The 22,053-nt window shown below is 69.9% G+C and carries 19 protein-coding genes and 2 pseudogenes; 10 read left to right on the top strand and 11 right to left on the bottom strand.

Features of this window, described 5'->3' with window-relative positions; genetic code table 11:
• Nucleotides 1–3: 3 nt before the first annotated feature.
• From ISO16_RS18065 to ISO16_RS18055, 3 genes are read right to left on the bottom strand one after another with little or no spacing between them, the layout of a single operon-like run.
• A complete protein-coding gene (locus ISO16_RS18065) occupies nt 4–1,113 on the bottom strand; it encodes a CapA family protein (RefSeq protein ID WP_083662364.1) in 1,110 nt (369 codons plus the stop codon).
• Between the two features lie 54 nt (nt 1,114–1,167).
• Entirely contained in the window at nt 1,168–2,499 is a 1,332-nt protein-coding gene (locus ISO16_RS18060) for a diguanylate cyclase domain-containing protein (RefSeq protein WP_006935339.1), read from the bottom strand.
• Nucleotides 2,500–2,556: 57 nt separating this feature from the next.
• Nucleotides 2,557–4,110, bottom strand: coding sequence for a succinic semialdehyde dehydrogenase (locus ISO16_RS18055; protein WP_072633890.1), 1,554 nt, complete (start codon nt 4,108–4,110; stop codon nt 2,557–2,559).
• Nucleotides 4,111–4,222: 112 nt separating this feature from the next.
• Here ISO16_RS18055 and ISO16_RS18050 point away from each other — a divergent pair, with 112 nt between their 5' ends.
• A complete protein-coding gene (locus ISO16_RS18050; RefSeq protein WP_072633889.1) occupies nt 4,223–5,707 on the top strand; it encodes an adenylate/guanylate cyclase domain-containing protein in 1,485 nt (494 codons plus the stop codon).
• Nucleotides 5,708–5,864: 157 nt separating this feature from the next.
• Here the strand turns inward: ISO16_RS18050 and ISO16_RS18045 are convergent.
• A pseudogene (locus ISO16_RS18045) lies at nt 5,865–6,103 on the bottom strand (type II toxin-antitoxin system Phd/YefM family antitoxin).
• Nucleotides 6,104–6,512: 409 nt separating this feature from the next.
• On the opposite strand from ISO16_RS18045, the gene ISO16_RS28750 reads away from it, so the two are divergent.
• Complete coding sequence (locus ISO16_RS28750; RefSeq protein ID WP_230304383.1) at nt 6,513–6,920, top strand: hypothetical protein; 408 nt, start codon at nt 6,513–6,515, stop codon at nt 6,918–6,920.
• Between the two features lie 575 nt (nt 6,921–7,495).
• Here ISO16_RS28750 and ISO16_RS18030 read toward each other — a convergent pair.
• Complete coding sequence (locus ISO16_RS18030) at nt 7,496–8,110, bottom strand: TetR/AcrR family transcriptional regulator (RefSeq protein WP_072633888.1); 615 nt, start codon at nt 8,108–8,110, stop codon at nt 7,496–7,498.
• 165 nt (nt 8,111–8,275) lie between these two features.
• On the opposite strand from ISO16_RS18030, the gene ISO16_RS18025 reads away from it, so the two are divergent.
• The 3 genes from ISO16_RS18025 (at nt 8,276) to ISO16_RS18015 (ending at nt 11,867) form a co-directional block, all read left to right on the top strand.
• On the top strand, nt 8,276–10,042 hold the full coding sequence (locus tag ISO16_RS18025) for a CocE/NonD family hydrolase (RefSeq protein WP_072633887.1): 1,767 nt from the start codon (nt 8,276–8,278) through the stop codon (nt 10,040–10,042).
• Between the two features lie 98 nt (nt 10,043–10,140).
• A complete protein-coding gene (locus ISO16_RS18020) occupies nt 10,141–10,923 on the top strand; it encodes a cyclase family protein (RefSeq protein ID WP_072633886.1) in 783 nt (260 codons plus the stop codon).
• Complete coding sequence (locus ISO16_RS18015) at nt 10,920–11,867, top strand: fumarylacetoacetate hydrolase family protein (RefSeq protein WP_072633885.1); 948 nt, start codon at nt 10,920–10,922, stop codon at nt 11,865–11,867. The genes ISO16_RS18020 and ISO16_RS18015 overlap by 4 nt, the downstream gene beginning before the upstream one ends.
• A gap of 36 nt (nt 11,868–11,903) precedes the next feature.
• Here the strand turns inward: ISO16_RS18015 and ISO16_RS28745 are convergent.
• The 6 genes and pseudogenes from ISO16_RS28745 to ISO16_RS29090 all read right to left on the bottom strand — a co-directional run.
• Nucleotides 11,904–12,062: pseudogene (locus tag ISO16_RS28745) on the bottom strand (type II toxin-antitoxin system Phd/YefM family antitoxin); the annotation flags it as partial.
• 324 nt (nt 12,063–12,386) lie between these two features.
• Nucleotides 12,387–12,572: a hypothetical protein gene (locus ISO16_RS18005; protein WP_072633884.1), complete on the bottom strand. Its 186-nt coding sequence runs from the start codon at nt 12,570–12,572 to the stop codon at nt 12,387–12,389.
• A gap of 264 nt (nt 12,573–12,836) precedes the next feature.
• Entirely contained in the window at nt 12,837–13,166 is a 330-nt protein-coding gene (locus ISO16_RS18000) for a type II toxin-antitoxin system PemK/MazF family toxin (protein ID WP_072633883.1), read from the bottom strand.
• The gene (locus ISO16_RS17995; protein WP_040780843.1) at nt 13,163–13,384 is read right to left on the bottom strand and encodes an antitoxin MazE family protein; all 222 of its coding nucleotides are present in this window, start codon (nt 13,382–13,384) and stop codon (nt 13,163–13,165) included. The genes ISO16_RS18000 and ISO16_RS17995 overlap by 4 nt, the downstream gene beginning before the upstream one ends.
• Nucleotides 13,385–13,494: 110 nt before the next feature.
• Nucleotides 13,495–13,692, bottom strand: coding sequence for a hypothetical protein (locus ISO16_RS17990; RefSeq protein ID WP_195886169.1), 198 nt, complete (start codon nt 13,690–13,692; stop codon nt 13,495–13,497).
• Between the two features lie 747 nt (nt 13,693–14,439).
• Entirely contained in the window at nt 14,440–14,871 is a 432-nt protein-coding gene (locus ISO16_RS29090) for a substrate-binding domain-containing protein (protein ID WP_083662426.1), read from the bottom strand.
• A 287-nt stretch (nt 14,872–15,158) separates the two neighbouring features.
• Here ISO16_RS29090 and ISO16_RS17980 point away from each other — a divergent pair, with 287 nt between their 5' ends.
• From ISO16_RS17980 to ISO16_RS17960, 5 genes are all read left to right on the top strand, one after another.
• Nucleotides 15,159–16,589, top strand: a complete 1,431-nt coding sequence (locus ISO16_RS17980) for a Mu transposase C-terminal domain-containing protein (protein WP_170914008.1) — start codon at nt 15,159–15,161, stop codon at nt 16,587–16,589.
• A gap of 505 nt (nt 16,590–17,094) precedes the next feature.
• Nucleotides 17,095–18,261, top strand: coding sequence for an integrase (locus ISO16_RS17975; protein ID WP_442800798.1), 1,167 nt, complete (start codon nt 17,095–17,097; stop codon nt 18,259–18,261).
• A gap of 180 nt (nt 18,262–18,441) precedes the next feature.
• Nucleotides 18,442–19,569 (top strand): tyrosine-type recombinase/integrase, encoded by a 1,128-nt coding sequence (locus ISO16_RS17970; protein WP_072636903.1) that lies wholly within the window; start codon nt 18,442–18,444, stop codon nt 19,567–19,569.
• Complete coding sequence (locus tag ISO16_RS17965; RefSeq protein ID WP_072636904.1) at nt 19,566–19,892, top strand: helix-turn-helix domain-containing protein; 327 nt, start codon at nt 19,566–19,568, stop codon at nt 19,890–19,892. The genes ISO16_RS17970 and ISO16_RS17965 overlap by 4 nt, the downstream gene beginning before the upstream one ends.
• Complete coding sequence (locus ISO16_RS17960) at nt 19,889–22,009, top strand: hypothetical protein (RefSeq protein ID WP_072636905.1); 2,121 nt, start codon at nt 19,889–19,891, stop codon at nt 22,007–22,009. The genes ISO16_RS17965 and ISO16_RS17960 overlap by 4 nt, the downstream gene beginning before the upstream one ends.
• Nucleotides 22,010–22,053 lie beyond the last annotated feature (44 nt).

The following is a 22,053-nucleotide window of genomic DNA, read 5'->3' as shown; positions in this document are numbered from 1 at the left end:
GGCTCACCGCTCGAGCCGGATCCACGGGCCGCCGTCCCCCGCGGCCCGCAACCGGGTGCCGAAGATCGCCGACGACTCCTCGAGCGCCGCGCGCAGCCAGCGCTCCTGCGACTGCGTGACGTGTTCGAGCCGCATCCGCCGCGCCCGCACCGGCATCATCCGCAACTCCCGCAGTTCCCGCGAGTCCGCGTCGAACGAGACGACATACAGCAGGCGCAACTCGTCGCGGAAGCGCTCGTAGCCGCCGATGCCCTCGTAGTCGTTGATCAGGTCGCCGCACCCGTACAGCACCGGCTTGCCGCGGTAGACCTCCAGCGGCCGCGGGTGATGGGACGAATGCCCGTGCACCACATCGACGCCGCCGTCGATCAGACGGTGCGCGAACCGCACGTGCTCGTCCGGCACCGCGTAGCCCCAGTTGGACCCCCAGTGCACCGACACCACCACCACATCGCCGGCCGCGCGGTCGGCGTCGATCCGGGCGAGCAGCCCGTCGGCTCCCGCCTCCGACACCTCCGGCAACAGCGCCACCCCGGGCCGCGTCGCCGTCGCGGCCCACCACGGGGCGATCCCGCTCGACACCGCACCCACCGACCACACCCGCACCCGGCCCGCCCCGACCGGGACCGTCGCCGGCCGCCACGCCAGCCGATCGTCGCCGCCCGCGCCGGCGAGCCGCAGTCCCGCCGCCGTGAGGACCTCGACGGTCTCGCGCAGACCACGGACGCCGAAGTCGAGCACGTGATTGTTGGCCAGGGTGCACACGTCGACCCGTGCGACGGTGACCACCTCGACGTTCGCCGGATTCATCCGGTAGTGGATGCCCTTCTCCGGCGCGTAGTCCCGTGACGTGGTCACGGACGTCTCGAGGTTGACGATCCGAATGTCCGGGGCGCACTCGTCGAGCACGGACAGCGCGATACCCCACGGCCAGTCGTATCCCGCGGGCCGCGGAATCGCGCCGCTGCGGGTCTCGGCGAGTTCGACGTAGTCCCGGGCGTCCTTCACGTAGGACTCCCGCAGCGTGGGACCTCCGGGATGTGGGAGGATCTGGTCCACACCCCGGCCGGTCATCACGTCTCCGGCGAGGAAGAGCGTCACCGTGCCCGGCACACCTGCGACAGTAATCCCCGGCACCCGGATCCGTCGTGCGTCCACGGGCACAGGTCAGCCCGACGCGTAGCTCGGCTGCTCGGTGACGTCGCCGAGCACGACCAGCGTCGCGAGGGTGTTCTCCCACCGGATCCGGACGGCGCCGACCGTCGCCTGCACGACGGTCCCGTCCGGGCGGCCGAACTCGCACAGTTGCCCGGTCCGGTCGTGCAGCGAGCGGACGGTGACGGAACCGTCGGGCCACGTGCCGCCGGTGAAGATCTCGTGCAGCGCCCGGTTCTCCACGTCCCGGGCGTCGACGCCGAGCAGCGCCGCAAAGGTGGGATTGGCGTAGGCGATGGCGCCGCCGTCGCGCACGGCGATGATGGGGACGGGCAGCAGATCGAGGACGGCGGGCAGGGGCAGCGGCGCCAACCGATCCGGCAGGTGCGCCCAGGTCGCGGCCTTGGCCCGATACAGATCCATGTCGGCGTCGTGGTAGAGGTCCATGGGGTCGCTGACGACGCCCGCCGCGACCCCGAAGCTGACCGGCACGGGATTCGCGCGGACCATGTCCTCGAGCACCGCGCGCCCCTCCTCTTCGTCCGTGTCCGGGAGCACGACGAGGAATTCGTCGCCGCCGAGACGCGCCAGGATCCCGCCGCGCGGCACCTGCTGCGCCCACGCCCCGGCGGCGTCGCGGAGCAGTGCGTCACCCGCGGGATGCCCGTGCTCGTCGTTGAACGCCTTGAATCCGTCGACGTCGAGCAGGCCCAGGCAGACCCGGGTACCGCGGTCGCGCGGCCGCGAGCGCAGTTCGAGGTCGAGACCCGCGCGGTTGCGCAGGCCGGTGAGCGGATCGCGGGTCGCCGCGTTCACCAGCAGCCGTCCGACGGCCCCGAAGATCGCCCCGGACCCGAGCAGGGCGGCGGCGACGATCACGTAACCGACCCACAGCAGGCGCGTCGGGGCGACGGCCGCGGCGCCGAGGGTCGCCGCGGTGAGCGCCCCGATCCACAGGACGGCCTGCCGCGGTGGCCAGAACGCCGAGAGATACATCGACAGGAACATCGATCCCATGACGCTGATGAGGATGCGGGAGGGATCGACGTGGAACGCGATCACCGCGGGCATCGCGACGACCGCGCACGCGGTGGCGGCGACGATGGGGGTGCGTCCCGGACGCCGTGGCGCCCACCGCAGGATCCCCAGCCCGGCGATGCCCAGCGCCAGCGCCGAGGCCATGCCGGCGAAGCTACCGGATCGGGCGATGGCCGGATCGAGCAGGGCCGCAACGATTCCTACCGCGACGAGCCCGGTGCTGACCGCCAGGTACCACACGAGCAGACGGCGCCGCTGGACCCGGAGGTTCTCCGTCGCACCGTGCAGCACCTGGCGATCGCCCACAGCCGGATTATCGCGTTCGTCGCACCGCGTGTTTCCGGCTCTGCGAAATGCCGGCCGTCACCGGCCCGGCAGCCACTGCATCGCCTTGACGAAGGGCGGCATCACCTTCGACCACAGCTTCGGCGGAACCCCACGGGGCCCACCGAGATTCATCACCCGGGTCGTCGCGATCGTCTGCGGCTCGGTGTACTTGATCAGGCCCTCGGCGCCGTGCCGGCGGCCCATACCCGAGATGCCCATGCCGCCCATCGGCGCGTCGGTGCTGCCCCACGCCGGCGCGTAGCCCTCGTCGACGTTGACGGTGCCCGCCCGCACCCGCGCCGCGATGGCCTCGCCCTGCGCCTTGGTGCCCGCCCACACGCTGGCATTGAGCCCGTACTCGGTGTCGTTGGCGCGACGGATCGCCTCCTCGACGTTGTCCACCGGGTACACCGACACGAGCGGACCGAACGTCTCCTCCCGGTAGCACTCGGCGTCCTCGGGGACGTCGGTGAGCACCGTCGGCTCGTAGAACAGGGGGCCGAGATCGGGCCGGGCCCGGCCGCCGGCAACGACGGTGGCGCCCTTGGCGACGGCATCGTCGACGTGCCCGGAGACGGCCTTGACCTGGGTCTCGTTGACCATGCTGCCCATTTCGACGCCGTACTCGTAACCCGGCCCGAGGGTCATGTTCCGCACCCGCTCGCCGAGCATGCGGAGGAACTCGGGGGCGACGGACTTCTCCACGTAGATCCGTTCGATGGAGATGCACAGCTGCCCGGAGTTGGAGAAGCACGCCCGCACGGCCGCGTCGGTGACCTCACGCAGGTTCGCGCCGGCGGTGACGATCATCGGGTTCTTGCCGCCGAGTTCGGCGGAGAAGCCGATGAGGCGGCGGCCCGCCTGCTCGGCGAGGAGGCTGCCGGTCTGCGAGGAGCCGGTGAACATGAGGTAGTCGGCGTTCTCGACGAGGGCGGTGCCCACGACGGAGCCGGGCCCGGGCACCACGGCGAACAGGTCGCGCGGCAGCCCGGCCCGATAGAGCAGTTCGACGACGGCCAGCGCGCAGTAGGGGGTCTGGCTGTCGGGCTTGAGGACGACGGCGTTACCGGCGAGCAGGGCGGCGATCGCGTCGGAGACGGCGAGGGTCATCGGGTAGTTCCACGGGGCGATGACCCCGACGACACCCTTCGGGTGGTAGCGCACGGTGGTCTTCGTCAGGCCGGGAAGCATGCCCGTGGCGCGGCGGGGACGCAGCAGCCGGGGCGCGGTGCGCGCGTAGTAGCGCGCGGTGAGGGCGATGTCGAGGACCTCCTCCTGCGCCGACGCGCGGGCCTTGCCGGTCTCGGCCTGGGCCATGTCCATCAGCTCTTCGCGGTGGGCCAGTACCAGGTCGTGGTAGCGGTGGAAGATCTCGGCGCGTTGCTCGACGGAGCGGCGTGCCCAGTCGGCCTGCGCGACGCGGGCCCGCTCGAGGGCGGCCCTGGCGTCGTCGGCGGTGCCGATGGGAACCGTCGCGAGTTCACGACCGGTGAAAGCCTCCACGACCGAGCGGGTGGGACGGCTCGCTGCGTCCGGGATGGCGATGAGCTCGGCCAACCGTACGAAGGTGGCGGCGCTGGGAGCAGGCATGTCGTACCCCTACTGGTGAGTAGTTCTTGCAGTTACACCAACCTACCGCGCGGCGTGGTGCTTGTCACAGAGCGGTCTGTTCGCCGCCCGGCAGCCCCGCTAGCCTGAGGAGATGGACCCACCGGTCACCCGGTATCTTCCGCGCGACGGCCACGGCCTCGCGTACCAGGTGGTGGGTGAAGGCCCGGTGGACGTCGTGTGGTTCCTCGAGATCCAGACCCACCTGGACCTGATGTGGACCGACCCCCACCTGCACTACCTGATCGAACGCAACGGCACCTTCGGCCGCTCGGTGTACTTCCAGCGCCGCGGGATCGGGCTGTCCGATCCGCTGGACCGGGTGCCCAGCCTCGAGGAGCAGGCCGACGACGTGCTGGCCGTGATGGACGAGGTGGGGATGCGCCGGGCCACCCTCGTCGGCGTCGCCAGCACCTGCGGACCGCAGTGCCTCGTCGCCGCCCGCGCCCCGGACCGCGTCGCCGGCCTGGTCCTCGTCCAGCCGTTCGCCGAGCGTCTCCTCGGCGGCGACGGTGAGCCGCACGGATGGACGCCGGTGCGGCGGGCGGAGTTCGTCGACAACTGGCGGACCGTGGGCCGGGAGTGGGGTTCCGGGGCCTCGGTCCGGATGTGGGAGCACCACGCCGACAACCCCTACAACCGGCGGCTGATGGCGATGCTCGAACGCTGCTCCGCGACACCGACCACGACGCAGGCGCACCTCGAGTGGATCTTCCGGCTCGACTACTCCAGCGCCCTGCCGTCGATCCAGTGCCCGGCCCGGGTGCTGCTCCCGGCCGCCAGCCCCGTGCCCCGCGCCGCCGCCGAGTTCGTCGCGCGGCAGATCCCCCGCGGTTCGTTCCACCTGTTGCCGAACGCCCTGCCCGGCGCCTCGCTCGGGGAGGCGTGGCGGCCGATCCTCGACCACGTCGAGGAACTCGCCACCGGGATGCAGCATCCCGTCGACGCCGACCGCAGCCTCGCGTCGCTGCTGTTCACCGACATTGTCGGCTCGACGAAACTGCTCGCCCGTATCGGTGACGGCGCCTACCGCGACCTGCGCGCCGCCCACGAACGACGGGTCCGGGCCGAGGTGGAGCAGGCCGGCGGCCGGCTCGTGAAGGTCACGGGCGACGGGACGCTGAGCCTCTTCGACGGCCCGGCCGCGGCCGTGCGCTGTGCCGCGCGGATCCGCGACGACGCCCGCGGCCTCGGCATCGAGATCCGGGCCGGCGTCCACACCGGCACCGTCGAGCACGCCGGACCCGAGCTGACCGGATTGACCGTGCACATCGGGGCGCGCATCGGCGCGACCGCCGGTCCCGGCGAGATCCTGGTCTCCCGCACCGCCCGCGACCTCGGCACCGGCTCGGGTCTGAGGTTCGCCGACCGGGGCCGGCACCGGCTCGCCGGGGTGCCCGGCCGGTGGCAGCTGTACGCGCTCACCGACGCGATCACGGACCCGCCCCCGATCGCGCACCGGTCCCTCGACCTGTCCGTGCTCGACCGGGCCGTGCTCCGCACCGCCCGGCGCGCACCGCAGGTGCTGCGGGCGGCCGCGGCTCTCGCCCACGCCCGGCAGCACCGGCAGGCGCGGTGATCGTGGACCGGAAGACCACGATCACCCCTGCGTGACCCTCGTGTGAATCAGCAGGCGAGGTCTCGGTGGCGGGCTCGGCCTGCCAGGCTTCGGTTGTGATGAGGCCGGAACGGGGACGGCGCTACCGATCCGGTTCCCCAAGATCCGGCCCTGCGAGTCAGCACTGAGCAGGATCGCCGTCGGCGGCCGCGAGCGACTCGGCGGTGCCGGGCGAGACAGCCAGTAGATCGTTTCCTGCAGTGATTCCAGATCGTCGACCGACATCAGGACCGCGGCCGGTTTGCCGTGCCGGGTGATCGTGATGATGTCGTGCGTGGCTTCGTCGCTGTCGACCAGCGCCGAGAGCTTGCCCTCGGCTTCGCCGAGCGGCACCTCGTGCCCGAATATTGCCCTCATGCGCACCCGGTAGCAGGATGGCGGCGACACCGCGCCCCGCCGCCGCCCAACGGCTGGTCCCCGAACGCCGAACCGTACGGAGCCGTTGTCGTGCGTTATTCAACGAAGACCATCGGTCAGTTCCGGACGGTCTCGACGACCTCGCCCCACTCGGACGCACCCTGCACCGACGCAGAGCCGACGGGCTCGCCTGCGTCGACCACCGCGCCTCGAACGGACCCACCGCGGCGATCAACGCCCGACTCGAAGCACTGCCCCGTCACGCCCTCCGATTCGGCAACCCGACCCCCACCGGATCCCGTCACTGCCGCACTGCGGCAACCTCACCCGCGCGATCGAGGCACTCCAGGACCGGAAGAGCCCGTACAGCGGCACCATGGGGCCATGGACACCGCGCCGGAACCCGCTTATGCCCGACACTCGCGACTGGACCTTCGTGCTCGACGGAGGGTGCCCCGAGTGCGGGTACACGCTGCACGATCCGGCCACGACCGGTCAACGCTTGCGCGCCGGCGTGCCACGCTGGCAGGCCGTGCTGCGACGGCCGAACGTCGCCGAGCGTCCCGCTCCGAGGGTGTGGTCGACGCTCGAGTACGCCTCCCACGCGCGCGACCTCATCGCCTCCTCTGAAGACTACCGCGGGCGGTTGGCGTTCCTGCTGGAGGACCTGACCGCCCCTGCGGGCAAACTCCAGGCGATAGACACTCTTTCGGCGACCCCGGGCCGGATGACGGCCCGGCACGGCATCCACACGACCCGCGTCCGGCTCGACTGGGTGGACGAAGCGCAAACGACGCTCGGCGAGGAGCAGTCATGAACGCCACCGTATTCGTCACCGGTGGCACCGGAATGCTTGGGCAGCCGGTCGTCCGCCGCCTGCTCCGAGACGGGGTCCCCTACGGGATTGCCAACTCACTCCTGAGGTGGGTTTCCTGGGCGTCCTGATCGCCCGTCGCCCCGGGCATCGGCATGGCCTGTCTCGCTTCGCTGAGGAAATGCCAGGGAGTTGAGACAGTTTGCTGTGGCCGTGAGACACGCAACAACGTGCAGGTCGCAGCGTCCCACCCGGTAGCGAGGCCCTACACGATATCGGGGTCTCGAGATCTGTGGCGGTATCTCACGGCGAGTGGCGGGCCGGGGGCGGATCCGCCATCGTTGTGAGACCCGCCCGAATCGGGGGTCACGACCCGCCGAGGACCGCCGCGAATGCCCGGCTCCGGATCGTTCGGGATGTCCCGACGGAGGCCGCCGACCGTCGGATCATCCCCGCACCGAGTGAAAAGAAGACGTGCCGTTCAGGGAGTCGCGGTCGACGCCCCGCGTCCGGAGACGTGCCGATCGACGTTCTGTTCCCCGAGGACGGCCGCGTCGCGACTGTGTTTCGGGGAGTGATCAGGGTGGCGGGGCCGGCTTGTGGTTGTCGGTGGCGGTGAGCCCGTACAGAAGTGAGTCGACGAGCCGTCCGGCACAGTCCGGTTCGAGCGGTTCGCGGGTGAGCACGACCTTGAAATGCAGTGGTGCGACGAGCATTTCCACGGCGAGGCGGGGGTCGACGGTCTCGGGCAGTTCGCCGCGGTCGATGGCCCGGGTGAGCATCTCGCCGGAGCGCGCATAGCGAGTGTCCCAATACTGCTTGCGTGCTTCGCCGGCTGCCGGGTCGTCGCCGGCGGCGGCGAGCGCTCGATCGAAGGCGTTGCCCTGGGGGGTGTTCAGGTAGGCCGTCAAGGCGGTGAGGTAGGTGATCAGGTCCTCGCGGAGGGAGCCGGTGTCGGGGACCGGGAGCAGTTCTTCGGCTTCCTCGAGCAGGGCGTCGATCATCAGGTTCTCGCGGGTGCCCCAGCGGCGGTAGATCGAGGTTTCGTGCACGCCGGCGCGGGTCGAGACGTCGGCCACGGTCAGCCCGTCCATGCCGTGGGTGTGCAGCAGATCGAGGGTGGCGTCGAGCACGGCGCGGCGGACCCGGGCGGATCTGCCGCCGGGGCGTGGCCGGGTCGCGGGTGCGGTCATACCCCACCTTAACGCAAGGCTCTTGCGTTTACGGTGTGACGCGGCGCATACTGCTAACGCAGGTAACTTGCGTTTAGAGGAGGCAGTGATGGGTGCACCACGATCGACCAACCCCGAGGTTCGGGGCGCCGCGCCCGATCAGCGGCCGGTCACCGGGACCGTGGCATGACCGGGCAGGGCGGGGACGGGATCACCGAGCGCAGCGAGACGGCGAACGGGATGCGGATCGACTGGGATGTGCCGGTTCCGATGTCGGATGGTGCGGTGCTGCGGGCCGATGTCTTCCGCCCGCCCGGCCCGGGGGTGTACCCGGTGCTGATGACCCTCGGGCCGTACGGCAAGGGGTTGGCGTTCCAGGAGGGGTTCGCCCCGATGTGGCACCGGCTGGCCACCGCGTATCCCGATGCGGTGGCAGGCTCGACCAACGCCTATCAGGTGTGGGAAACGGTCGATCCGGAGAAGTGGGTTCCGGACGGATACGTCTGCATCCGGGTCGACTCCCGCGGCGCCGGCCGCTCCGCCGGGCTGCTGGACATGCTCGGCGAGCAGGAGGCCCGCGACTACTACGAGGCGATCGAGTGGGCCGGCACCCAGGGCTGGTCCAACGGGCGGGTCGGCCTGCTCGGGATCTCGTATTATGCCGCCAACCAGTGGCTGGTGGCGGCGCTGCGGCCGCCGCACCTGACGGCGATCTGCCCGTGGGAGGGGTTCACCGACTTCTACCGGGACCTGAACCGGCACGGCGGCATCTTGAGCCGGTTCGGGCAGGCCTGGCAGGACCACCAGATCTTCACTGTGCAACACGGGGTGGGTGAGCGGGGCCGGCGCAATCCCAACAATGGCGAACTCGTCGCCGGACCCCCGACACTGTCGGAGGACGAACTCGCTGCGAACCGAGTCGAGACGATCGCCGAAGGCAAGCGCCGAGAGTTGGTCGACGAATTCAGTCGGGCCCGCACCCCGGACCTGACCCGCATCGACGTGCCGGTGCTGTCGGCGGCGAACTGGGCGCACCACCTGCACACCCGCGGCAATTTCGACGGCTACGCCAAGGTGTCGTCCCCGCAGAAGTGGCTCGAAGTGCACGGGCACGAGCACTACGCCGAGTTCTACACCGACTACGGTGTCGATCTGCAGAAGCGGTTCTTCGGCCACTTCCTCAAGGACGAGGCCACGGGCTGGGAGCACCAGCCGCCGGTGCGGCTGAACGTGCGCCACCTCGACGGATCCTTCGAGGGCCGCGACGAACACGAGTGGCCGCTGGCCCGGACCCGGTGGACACGGTTCCATCTCGACGCCGCGTCCGGGTCGTTGAGCACGACCGCACCCGCCGCCGAGCGAACGATCGAGTTCCCGGCGCTGGGACCGGGGGTGGACTTCTGGACCGAACCGCTGACCGAGCCGCTGGAGATCACCGGACCGGCCTCGGCCCGGGTCCGACTCGCGTCCTCCACCACCGATGCCGACCTGTTCGTCACCCTCCGCGTGCGAGACCCCGACGGAAACGAGGTCTCGCTGGTCTCCGCCATCGACGAACACGGTGTGCTCGCGGTGGGCTGGCTGCGGGCCTCCCACCGCGAACTCGACGAGGCGCGCAGCCTGCCCCACCAGCCGTGGCATCCGCACACCCGCACCCTGCCCCTCACCCCTGGCGAGGCCGTCGACCTCGACGTCGAGATCTGGCCCACCTCCCTCGTCGTCCCGCCCGGCTACCGGCTCGGGGTCACCCTGTCGGGCCGCGACTTCCAGATGCCCGGCGACGGTCCGTGGCCGGTGATCTACGGCATCGAGCAACGCGGCAACGGGGTCTTCGTCCACGACGACCCGGATGACCGCCCCACCGGGATCTTCGACGGCATCACCACCGTGCACACCGGTCCCGACGCCCGCACCTCCCTGCTCCTGCCGGTCATACCGATCACGGCTCAGTAGCACCGGCTCGGTACGTGCCCGGCCGGCCGGGTCCTGACGGGGCCCGACGCAGACCAATGCATCCAATTATGTTGCTTCCCAGTCTATTAGGAATTTCTATGCGACGAATCGTCGACCTGTCCGTGTCGTTGCAGGCAGGTATCGCCTCCGACCCGCCCGGTCATCTACCCGAGATCGACTACTTCGACCACGAACACACGCGCGGCGACCTGCTGCGGTTCTTCCCCGGCGCCCGGGCCGAGGACCTCCCCGACAGGGAAGGGTGGGCCATCGAACGAGTGCGCCTGTCCACCCACAACGGCACCCACCTCGACGCCCCCTACCACTACGCATCCACCATGGACGGCGGCCAGCGCGCCCTCACCATCGACGAGGTCCCGCTCGACTGGTGCTTCGGACGCGGCGTCAAACTCGATTTCCGGCACTTCGGCGACGGTTACGTCGTGACTGCCGACGACATCGACTGCGAACTGGACCGCATCGGCTTCACCCTCGCCCCGTTCGACATCGTCCTGGTCAACACCCGCGCCGGCGCCCGCTACGGCCACGACGACTTCGTGAACAGCGGGTGCGGCATGGGACGGGAGGCGACACTGCACCTGCTCCGTCAGGGCGTGCGGGTGACCGGCACCGACGCCTGGAGCTGGGATGCACCTTTCCTGCACACCGCCCGCCGTTATGCGGCCGACCACGATCCCAGCATCATCTGGGAAGGCCACCGAGCCGGACGGGAGATCGGCTACTGCCACCTCGAGAAACTCGGCCATCTCGACACGATCCCGTCCTCGGGGTTTCAGGTGGCGTGTTTCCCGGTGAAGATCCATCAGGCCTCGGCCGGATGGACCCGCGCCGTCGCGATCTTCGACGAGGAGCAGGCATGAGAATCGGGTCCCTACAGGTCGACGGAGTCCAGCGCTACGGCGTCGTCGACAACCACCGCATCACTCTGCTACCGGAGTCCGCCGATGTCTTCGACGTGCTCGCCGCCGGAAACCCCAACCCGGCGTTGACCGGTCACCGGGTGCCCTGGGATCCGGCCGCCGAACTGGCCGTGCCGGTGCCGGTCGCCAGCATCCGGGACTTCATCACCTTCGAGCAACACACCCTCGGCTCACTGCGCGCGGTCACCGGCGCCGACGAGATCCCGGAGGACTGGTACGACGCCCCCGCGTTCTACTTCACCAACCCGCACGCCGCGATCGGCTCGGGCACACCGGTGCCGATGCCACCCGGCTGCGAAATGCTCGACTTCGAGCTGGAAGTCGCGGTCGTGATCGGCAAGGCCGGCTACAACCTGTCCGTGGACGAGGCGTTCGATCACGTGGCCGGGTTCACCATCCTCAACGACTGGTCGGCCCGGGATCTGCAGGGTCGTGAAATGCGGGTGGGTCTGGGACCGGCGAAAGGCAAGGACACCGCCACCACCCTCGGGCCGGTGCTGGTCAGTGTGGACGAGTTCGTCGACTACGAGGTCGAGGGTCGTTTCGACCTCGCCATGGAGGTCTTCGTCAACGACATCCGCATCGGCGGTGACACCCTGGCGAGCATGGCGTGGACCTTCGCCGAGTTGATTTCCTACGCCAGTCGCGGCACGTGGGTGCGGCCCGGTGACGTGCTCGGCTCCGGAACCTGCGGTGGTGGCTGTCTCGCCGAACTGTGGGGATGGCACGGAGATCGACGACCCCCGCCCCTGCGAATCGGGGACACGGTCACCATGACCGTGGAAGGCATCGGCACGATCCACAACACCGTGGTCGCCGGCCCACCCCTGCACCCGGTTCGACCGGCCGACCGGAAAGTCACCCGCTCCACTACGCGTCGTTGAGGGTCGTGCCGCCCGAGGATCCGCCGCGAGTCGCCCGGGCGTGTCGGGGTCGGACAGGATCGCAATCGTCTCCTCGAGGGACTCGAGGTCCCTAGGGGCGATGAGCACAGCCGAAGGCTGGCCGTGCCCGGCGACCGTGATGCGCTCGTGCTGGGTGTGGACCCGCCCGACCAGCTCCGACAGGTGCGCTTTCACCGCGGCCTTGTCGGTCCACGGTGCGGAGACGGGCTCGGGCTGCGCATCGACGAGGGCGCGGGACGACCGCCGAAGAACCGGCAGGAATCGGCCGCACGACGGCGGTTCCGTCGCTCCTGCGTTGCTGGGACAGTGCGCCGCGGGCGACGTCGACGGCGCGGGTGAGCGCGTTGGCGCGGCCGACGGCTGCCCAGATCTGCGGTTCGGGAGTGCCGGTATTACGCAGGTGTGTGTCGTCGTAGCGCCGCCCCGCGATTCGAGCCGCCCCGGTGAGGGTCCGGGCGTCTTCGGTGGCGCGGTCTCGGGCGTCGTCGAGGGCTGCGATCAGCGCGTCGGGGTGGTGTCGATGCGGGTGGTCAGCGCCAGAGCCGCGTGCAGGCCCTCGGCCGAGCCGGCCCAGTGGGGGTAGTTCTGCGAGGCACGAACCACCTCACCGCCCGGGACCTGTCCTGTTCGGGTCGCGTCGATCAGCATGGTGAGGCCGGCGGGCAGCCTGTCGATGGCGCTCATCTCGCGTGACGCTCCTGGTGGTCGAGGCACGGAAAACGATAGTCATCCCGTGCGGTTGCGTGCGCGCTTCCCGGTAGGGCTTGTTCCCGGCTCTGTGAACGGGCCGGTCCGCCCGTGGGGCACCCGCTTGCTGCATTCCGGGGCTGGACCGGGCACTCCGCACAGCGCCGCGAGCTCTGCTAACCGGGTGGCGCTTCGACAGATCAGGGCCGAGGTGTGTCGATAGGGATCCGCTGGCGACCTTGCGCCGCCGAGCGAGTCGGTTCAATCGGCAAGCCCGAGAAATACCACAAGAGCGCGGTCCAGCCGCACCAGATCGGCATCGGCGAGTCGGCCGAGGCGGTCGCGCACATTTGCCCGCGGCATCGTCGTGACCTTGTCGACCATGATCTGACTCGGCTTCTCGATCCCGGTGCCGGCGGTCGGCTCCACGGCGATCCGGACCAGTGGCGCCTCGACCGGATTGGTCGTCAGCGGGCACACAGTCACCGAAGCGGTGGAATCGAACCGATCGTCCTGGACGATGACCACGGGTCTCGGCTTGCCGGTGTAGGCACCACGCGCCGCAGCGATATAGATCTCGCCCCGCCTCACTCGCCGGGCTCCGCCTCGTCCCAATCGACCGAGATGGCATCAACGAATGCCTGATCCTCGGCTTCGTGCTCGCTCGCCGCGACGGCAGCCGACTGGCGGTGAGCTTCCGCGACAAACTCCGGAGCCCGTACATCGGGCACCCAGATCTGAACAGGCCTGAGGCCCTGCGCGCGCAAACGCCGGCGATGCTCGCGCACCCGCTCTCGTGTGCTTGCCATGCGGCAATGTTACATGTAACGAGGTCGGTCGACAACCGGCAGTGCCCCTCGGTCGGCTCGACCTGTCCGCCGACGGGGTGGCGCCTCTGCGCGTCGGCGGAAGAAAGATCTCACCGACGGGAATGATGACTGGGCGCACCGAGTGCACAAGCGAGGTACGGCGAACCGCATCTGATCACAGCTACAGAACCGATCGACGCACCGGCGTCGCAGAGCATCGACACCAGCAGGTGATCGATGCCGCAAAGATTGTCGGCGTTGCGGGTGACAAGTTTGGCGTTGTTCGCGGGCGCGGTGGCGGCGATCATCAGATCGAGTGCTCCGGGCTGAGGTCTGCCGCCGTAGGCGCGGTGCTGGTGCGAGACTTCAACGGATTCGCCTTCCGGGTCATCACCGAATCCACGGCGGTACTGGCCGGCGGTGCCCGAACCAGAGCTGACTCACCGATAGACGGGCGCCTCGTCATCTGCAGCTGGCGCACAACGTGTGCCCCCGCGAGGAAGCGGTCGAAGGTGGTCAGCTACCGAAAGGAAGCTTCCAACAGAAAAGCGCTGTAGCGGCTGGTGGCCTCGGTGGCTCGGTTCCTCGACCCCGTCGGCCGTCCCTGCCATGAGGTTGCCCATGAACGCGGACACTGGATTCCTGCGCGGGGCGAGCGCACATGCACCGGTCCAGGCGGCAGTGCCGGCGCAGCCCCGGCACTGTTCGCTGCCGCCGACGCTGCCGGATTGATCGACTGGCGCGGCCCCGGACCTGAACTTGTGTTCCTGCACGAAGTGCGGCACCGGCGCCATGACATCGCGCTCGACCCGGCGTTCTGTTCAAACCTGCTGCAACGAAACATGGTTCATAAGTAGTCGCGCTTGTCCACCAAATTTGTTGACATGTCTGTTTCGGAACGATACGGCGTAGCCGGGGATGCGCAGGCCGGTCCCCGGCCCCGCAGTGGTGACGTGACAACACCATCGAACCGGCCGACGTCCTCGTTGACACCGACACGGATGCAGCTCATGGGTGGCGGTCCGCACCGAGCGCCGGACCGGTGGAACTTCCGATCACCAACTGTTCCGATGCCCTGAGTTGGGGGGTCGAGGTCTGGCTGGCTCGCTGCAGCGCCGCCCGCACCGACTCCACCACAGGGCGCCCGATCGCATCGAGGGTCCGGACGGCGTCGTGAGCGGCGGGGTGCAGAAGTCGGCCCCGAAGATGTCGTCGACGCCGATCCCGCTGACGTCGAACCGAACCCGGAGGCCGCGTGCGGAGAATCTGCGCAGTGCGTCTATCGCCAGCATGTCGTTGTGGGCGATCACGGAGCAGCACACCGACTCCACAACCTCTAGGCTCGACTTTCGACACCGAGTGCCGTAACTGTGGTTGAAGGTTGCACGACCGTCCCTATCGACTCGGAAATCGGCCAGCCACAACCGATCCAACTCCAACCGGCTCTCGTAGAGGACATGACCACCGTTGGTGGCCGACCAGAACATCCCCGCATTGTGCCGCCGACGCCGGTGACTGCGCACCCGCCGCACCGGCCGCCCCCGGATCATCCGCCGCGGATCCGCCGCAGCGATCGTCGTCGCGGATCCGCCGCAGCGATCGTCGTCGCGACAGGAGCACCGGTGTCCTGCACGTACCTGACCTCGACCTCGCTGGTCCGTGAGACTTCCCAGCGGGATGTCAGTAGCGATTCCCGTTTCGATGTCAGTGCCGCCTTCTTCGTGATCGAATACGTATGTTCGAGTACCCAGCACGGTGTTGGGGAGGTCGGCTGGTGGTCGATGCGAGCGCGCGGGCGCTGCGGCAGGCTGCGGCGGACCGGCTGGCCGCCTTGGATGAGCGTGGTGAGCTGACGAGCGATCATGTCCGGTTGAGCGCGCAGACGTTGGCCGTCGCTGAGCGGACGGTGTGGCGGTGGTTGGCGGCGCGCCGGGCCGGGATCGGGCCGGTGCCGCGGCGCCGGTTCCGGCTCGATGACGGCCTGCGGGTCCGGCTGGCGTACTGGCGCGGCAATGTGATGGCGCTGCACCGGGAGTTGCTGGCGGCCGAGAAGGTGGGTGGCGCGCCGGCGCCGAGCAAGTCCGCGTTGTATCGGGCGGTGGCGGCCGATATCAGCGCGGGCGATCGTGCCGGGCTGCGCGCCGGGGAGCGGGCACGCCGGCGGTTCGACGTGTTCTTGCAGCGGCCCCCGTCGCACCGGAACGCGGCGTGGGAGGCCGACCACGTCGAGGCGCCGGTCCAGGTCGAGGCGGACGGGCGGCTGGTCAAGCCGTGGGTGACGTGGTTCGTCGATGCCGCCCACGACGTGATCCTCGGGGTGGCGGTGACGCCGCGGACGCCGAACCGGGAGAGTGTGCTGGCGGCGTTGCGGGCGGCGGTGATGCGGCGGGAGCCGTACGGGCCGGCCGGGGGCCTGCCCGCGGTGGTGCGCATCGACCGGGGCAAGGACTTTCTGTCCCGCACCGTCGCCGACGCGCTGGGCGCGTTGGCGGTGCGGGTGGACGATCTGCCCGCCTACGGGGCGCACCTGAAGGGCACGGTGGAGACGATCAACGGTGCGGCCGAGAGGATGCTGTTCGCGGGCCTGCCGCGCTACACCCACCGGCAGACCCGCGTCAGCGGCGGCCCGGTCGATCCCGACCAGCCGCCGCTGTCGTTCGAGGCGTTCACCGCCGAGGTGCTGAGCTGGGTGCGGTGGTGGAACACCGAACACATCCTCACCGACCTCGGTGACCGGTCCCCGCTGCAGTCCTGGTCCGACGATCCGACCCCGATCCACGACGCCGACGAGACCCGACTGTGGATGTTCACCCTCGACGACGACCGCCGCCACCGCACGATCACCACCAAGGGCGTCGCGTTCGGCCGCGGCCGCCACTACATCGCGGACTGGATGGTCGGACTGGTCGGGACGCAGGTGCGGATCCGGTACATGCCGCACCACACCGGCGAGATCGAGGTGTTCGACGCCGGCACCGGTGTGCATCTGGGCACCGCGGTCCTCGCCGATGCCGCCCCGCCGCAGACCCGTGCCCGGGTGCAGCAGGCCCGCGCCCGCAAGGCGCGGGCCCAGCGGCGGCGAGGCCTCTGCTGCACGCCGCCGTCGTCTTCCAGGAAACCCGCGCCGTTCCTGCTGACCGGCTGTTCGCCGACGCGATCGGGAGGGCCGGCAGACTGCACCGCACCGCCCGCAACTGCGGGCTGATGCTCCCGGCCCTGCACCCCTGGCGCGACGGCTGGCTCCGCCGGACCGGCATCCTCAACTTTCCCGGGATCTTCCCCGACGCCGCGTCCTGATCCCGCCCGTTCAGCCTGGTCGCACCGGGCCCCTACCGACATCGAGTCGAAGCCCACTGCCGTGGGATAGAAACCCCAGTTCACCGCCCTGACATCCCAGCGGAGCTCTCTCCACGGCCACTGACATTCTCGTGACGAGAGCCACTGACATGCACTGACGAATCCCAGGTCGCACCACTGAAATTCTCGTGCAGAGTCTCAAGATCAAATGGCAATGGACAACTGACACCGAAAATGACCTACGCGAAAGGTGTATATCGGGCGCTTTTGCGACCTGGAGGTTTGTCACTCACGGTTGGTACGAGGTCGGTGACGAAAAATGCCGTTTACGCAGCTATCCCCCGGAACCCCCAGGTGAGCACGTTTTCCCACGCAGAGCAGAGTGTCGGGGCCGTCCGGTAACGTCTCCGACCGTGCACACCGGCCCGGAGACCCCCGACGAGCAGCCCACCACCGTGCCCGACGTCCCGGCGGGGCCCGCGCTGCCGGACCTGCCGCCGGGCACCGCCGCGAAGATCGCCGCGGCGGTGGGTGCCGCCCGCGCCGCCGGCACCCGCCGCACCTACGCCTCGGCCTGGCGCGCCTTCACCACCTGGTGCGCCGGCGAAGGACACAGTGCGCTGCCGGCGCACCCGGTCACCGTCGCCGCCTTCCTCATCGCCTGCGCCGACACCGTCACCGAGACCGGCACCCGCGCCTACTCCCCGGCCACCCTCGCCCACCGGCTCGCCGCGATCGCCCACCACCACCGCCAGCACGGGCACCCCAGCCCCACCGGCGACGACCTGGTCAAAGCGACGCTGTCCGGGATCCGCCGCGACTACGCCACCGCGGGCGACCGGCCCCGCAGCCCGCGGGCGCCGCTGCTCACCGCCGATGTCCTCGCCATCGTCGAGAAATCCCGAGCGGCCTGTCAGGGGTGGGCGGACGAGGTGGTCGAACGCCGCGACACCGCGATCCTGCTGCTCGGCTTCGCCGGGGCGTTCCGACGCAGCGAACTCGTCGCCCTCACCTGCAGCGACGTGGCGCTGCACCGGCTCGACGGCCTGCATATCAAGCTCCGTCGCTCGAAGACGGATCAGGAGGGCCGCGGCACCGTCCGGGCCCTGCCGTTCACGCACAGTCACACCAGTTGCCCGCCGTGCGCGTGGATGCGGTGGGCGCAGGTCGTCGCCGCCCACGATGCGGGCGGTCGGCCCGCGGTGATCCGGCTGCTCCGGAATGCGGAGCCGTTCGCGGCGCACGTGTGCCGCGGCCCCCGCCCCCGCACCGTGCCTGCCTCGCCGTTGCTGCGCGCGATCCGCCGCAACGGCAACCTTTCCACCACGGCGCTGTCGGGGGCGGCGGTCCATGCGGCGATCCGCCGCCGCGCCGCCCACGCCGGCTACGACCCGGAGATCGTGACGCAGTTGGGTGGGCACTCGCTGCGGGCCGGGTTCGTCACCCAAGCCTTCCGCAACGGCGCCTCCGCGCACGCCATCATGCGCCAGACCGGGCACACCACCCCGGCCATGCTCGAGGTCTACGCCCGCGAACACGCCCCGCTGCTCGGCAACGCCGTGACGAACCTGGGTTTGTAGGGTGAGTAACCGGGCGGAATTGCATCGGATGCAACACTGCGCAAGCGGGGGGAGAAGTGCTCGACGTGCGGCGAAGGGGGGCGTGCCCGTGCGTCGAGTATCCGGCGTGCGTGGGCCGTGACCTGGCAGAACACCTCGTTTCGGCCACGCAATTCAACAATGTTGTGTTCAATGCAACATATGGATTCGGTGGTGGACCCGCCCGGTGCGGCGCATCTGGTGTTGGCCGATGCGGTGGTGCACCTGGATCCGGAGGAGGCGGTATTCGAGGCGATGCTCGCCGGGTGGCAGCGGCAGCAGCGCACCCGGTTTCTGAGCGAGTCCGGCACGATCGGTCCGCGGGTGGCGGTGGTGCGGCGAATGGCCGAGTTCACCAATTCCTATCCGTGGCAGTGGGAACCGGCCGATGGGGAGGATTTCATCACGTATCTGCGCTCGCAGACGCGGGCGCGACCGATCGTGGTGTCCACAGCGCGCAGCTATGAGATGGCGATCGCGTTGTTCGTCGAGTACGTCACCGATCGTCGGTACGGATGGCCCGCGGTGTGCGAGCAGCGGTTCTCGCGGGTGCCGCAACGAATCTTCCACGAAGGCAATACCATCGCGCATGTCGCCGACGTCGAGGGGCAGCCGGGACGGCGCCCGTTGACCTACGACGAGGTCCAAGCGCTGTTCGACGCCGCCGACGCCCGGGTGGAACAGATCCGCGGCCGGGGCCGCAAGGGAGCGCTCACCGCGCTGCGGGACGCGGCGCTGCTCAAGACCGTGTACGCCTACGGTCTACGCCGCCGTGAGGTGCACGGGCTGGACCTGGCGGATCGGCGGCACAGCCCCGCCGCGGCGCAGTACGGCCGTTACGGGGCGTGGTTCGTGCGCTGGGGTAAGGCGTCGAAGGGCAGCCCACCCAAGCGTCGCACCGTGCTCACGGTGCCGGAGATGGACTGGATCGTCGAGGTGCTCGAGCACTGGGTCACCGAGGTCCGTCCACTGCTGCGTCCGGGTCCGCTGGCAGCGGTATGGGTCAGCGAACGGGCCGGACGGATGTCGATGCGCAGCATCAACGAGGCGTTCGTCGCGGCCCGGCAGACGGCCGGGTTGCCGACCGAGCTCGACCTGCACTGCCTGCGTCATTCCTATGTCACCCATCTGATCGAGTTCGATTACCCCGAGCGGTTCGTCTCCGAGCAGGTCGGGCACCGCTACGCGTCGACCACGGCGCTCTACACCGGGGTTTCGGACGAGTACCGGCGCCGGCTGATCCGCCGCGCCCTGCACAGCCGTACCGAACTGTGGGAGCAACGCCGATGATCAGGAAGATGGGCTACCGCTGGAATCTGCGCCGACGCATGGCCGAACAGGACATGTTCGCCACCACCGACCTGGTGCCGCTGCTGGCCGACCGTGGCATCCACCTCTCCCGCGAGCAGGTCTACCGGCTGGTCACCGCACCGCCGCAACGACTGTCGATGGATACCCTCGCCGCCCTGTGCGACATCCTCGCCTGCACCCCGAACGACCTGATCGAGATCGATGTGGTCAACACCCCCGTCGCCAAGACCGTCGGCCCCGCCGAACGAATCGTCCCCCCACAGGCCCGGCGCACCACCATTCGCCGGCCGCGGGCCACATGACCGCCGCCCGGGCCGGTCGGGAACCGCGGCAGACGGTGCTCGACCGCGCCGCCGCCCGGGTCTGCGCGGTGGTGCCCGGCCTCGATCCCACCGCCGCCGCAAGATTCGTCGAGCGCGCCACCGTCGCGCACACCCTGCGCCGCCTCGAGGCGCACCTGGCCCACCATCCGGACGCGCTGACCAGCGGTTCCTCGGACGCGCCGATCACGCTGCAGCGGCTGGCCGGGTTGCTGGCCGACGCCGGCCACCCCACCGTCGTCGTCCCCGGCTGCCTGCGCTGCGGTAAGCCCGCGCTGTTGCCGCACCTCGTCGACGGCGGCCGAGTCTGCGACCACTGCCGCCGCTTCTACCATCGCGCACCCTGTGGGCGGTGCCGCCGCGACCGCCCGATCGCTACCCACACCGACCGCGGTGATCCCCTGTGCCACTCGTGCATCCCCCGCAGGCGCGAACCCTGCGGCACCTGCGGACGGGTGTTGCGGGTGCAGACCCGGCGCGCCGACGGCGCCGCGGTGTGCCCGAACTGTTATCGCACTCCGCAGCGGCGTTGTTGCCGCTGCGAGCACATCACTCCGACCTACGCCCACACCGACCACGGACCGATCTGCAAGTCCTGCTACCGCCGGCCCCTGCGCCGTTGCGGCGCCTGTGGTGAGCAGCGACGCATCGACCGCCGCGCCACGGCAACCACCCCGGACATCTGCATCCGCTGCCGAACCCGACGCCTGCGATCGTGCACCGTCTGCGGCACCGCGTATCCGGCCCATCCGCGTGCGCAGCATCCGGTGTGCCTGCCGTGCCGGGACGCCGGCCATGTCCTCGAACCCGAGCTCACCGAATCACCCGACCGGATCCGTCGGCGCCGACACGAAACCAGCCACGACGCACTGATCACCACACTGCACGCTGTGATCACCGATCCGCACCGCGGCATCGCCGCCCCACTCACCGCGCTCGACGAGGTCTTCCGCACGGTGCCCAACCCCGAGATCATCCGGTACTGGCTGCACCGCCGGCGCGGCGGCGCGGCACTGCTGCACCAGATAGCCCTACGCGCTCACGACGAACCGATCACCCACCAACTGCTCGACAGCTACCCCCACAGCGCTGCACTGCCCCGGCTCCGCGCTCTGTTCGTCTACGCCGGGATCCTGCCCGAACGCACCGACCTGCTCGAACGGATCGGACCCTGGCTCGACGAGATCCTCGAGGGCCGCCCCGCCCACCACGGAGCACTGGTGTGTCCCTTCGCGCATTGGCACGTGCTACGCCGAGCTCGCCGCCGCGCCCGCAGCCGCCCCGTCACGGACAATGCCGCCGCTTACGCCCGCAGCCAGATCACCCTCGCCCTGGACTTTCTGTCCTGGCTCGACGAACACGACACCACCTTGGCCACCGCCACCCAGGCAGACCTCGACCGCTGGCTCGACGGCGGCAGCCGCTACCGATATTTCCTGACCAACTTCATCGCCTGGGCTGCCGCCCACCAACAGTGCACCGACCTGGTCGTGCCGCAACCGCACAGCGGCGAACCCTCACACATCATCACCGATGACGACCGTTGGGCAATGCTCGCTCGCTGCCTGCACGACGAGACGCTGCCAATACAGGTGCGAGCGAGCGGCGCGCTGGTACTGCTCTACGGACGCACCATCACCAGCATCGCCGATCTCACCACCGACGACATCGCCGGCGCCGTCGCCGACGCCGACGCCGACACCTACCTCCGCATCGGCGACAGCACGGTCCTGCTACCCCCTGCCCTCGCCACGCTCCTGCAGACCCTCTCCGATGACGCCGCCGGCCGTGCTGCCTTCCAGAGCCTCGATCCCACCACCCGATTCCTTTTCCAGGGACGAGGAATCGGTAAGCCGACCACACCGAAAGTGCTGGCGCGCAACCTTCGAGCGCACGGAATCGACCCGCGACCCGCCCGCCACGCAGCCCGAGCGGCCTGGGCCAGCGAGATTCCCGCCCCCATCGCCGCGGACGTGCTCGGCATCAACATCACCACCGCCACCCGATGGGCCGGCCGCACCCGACGAGACTGGACCACCTACCTTGCCGCCCGAACCGACACCGCAGGACACACCCATGACAACCCCGGAAAGACATGACGAATACCGCACCCACCGAATACCGTCACTCCGCCAGTCCTCCC

This window comes from Rhodococcus sp. M8 (genome assembly GCF_015654185.1).
In the GTDB taxonomy this organism is placed as follows: Bacteria; Actinomycetota; Actinomycetes; order Mycobacteriales; family Mycobacteriaceae; genus Rhodococcus; species Rhodococcus aetherivorans.
This window is presented reverse-complemented; position numbering and strand designations above follow the sequence as displayed.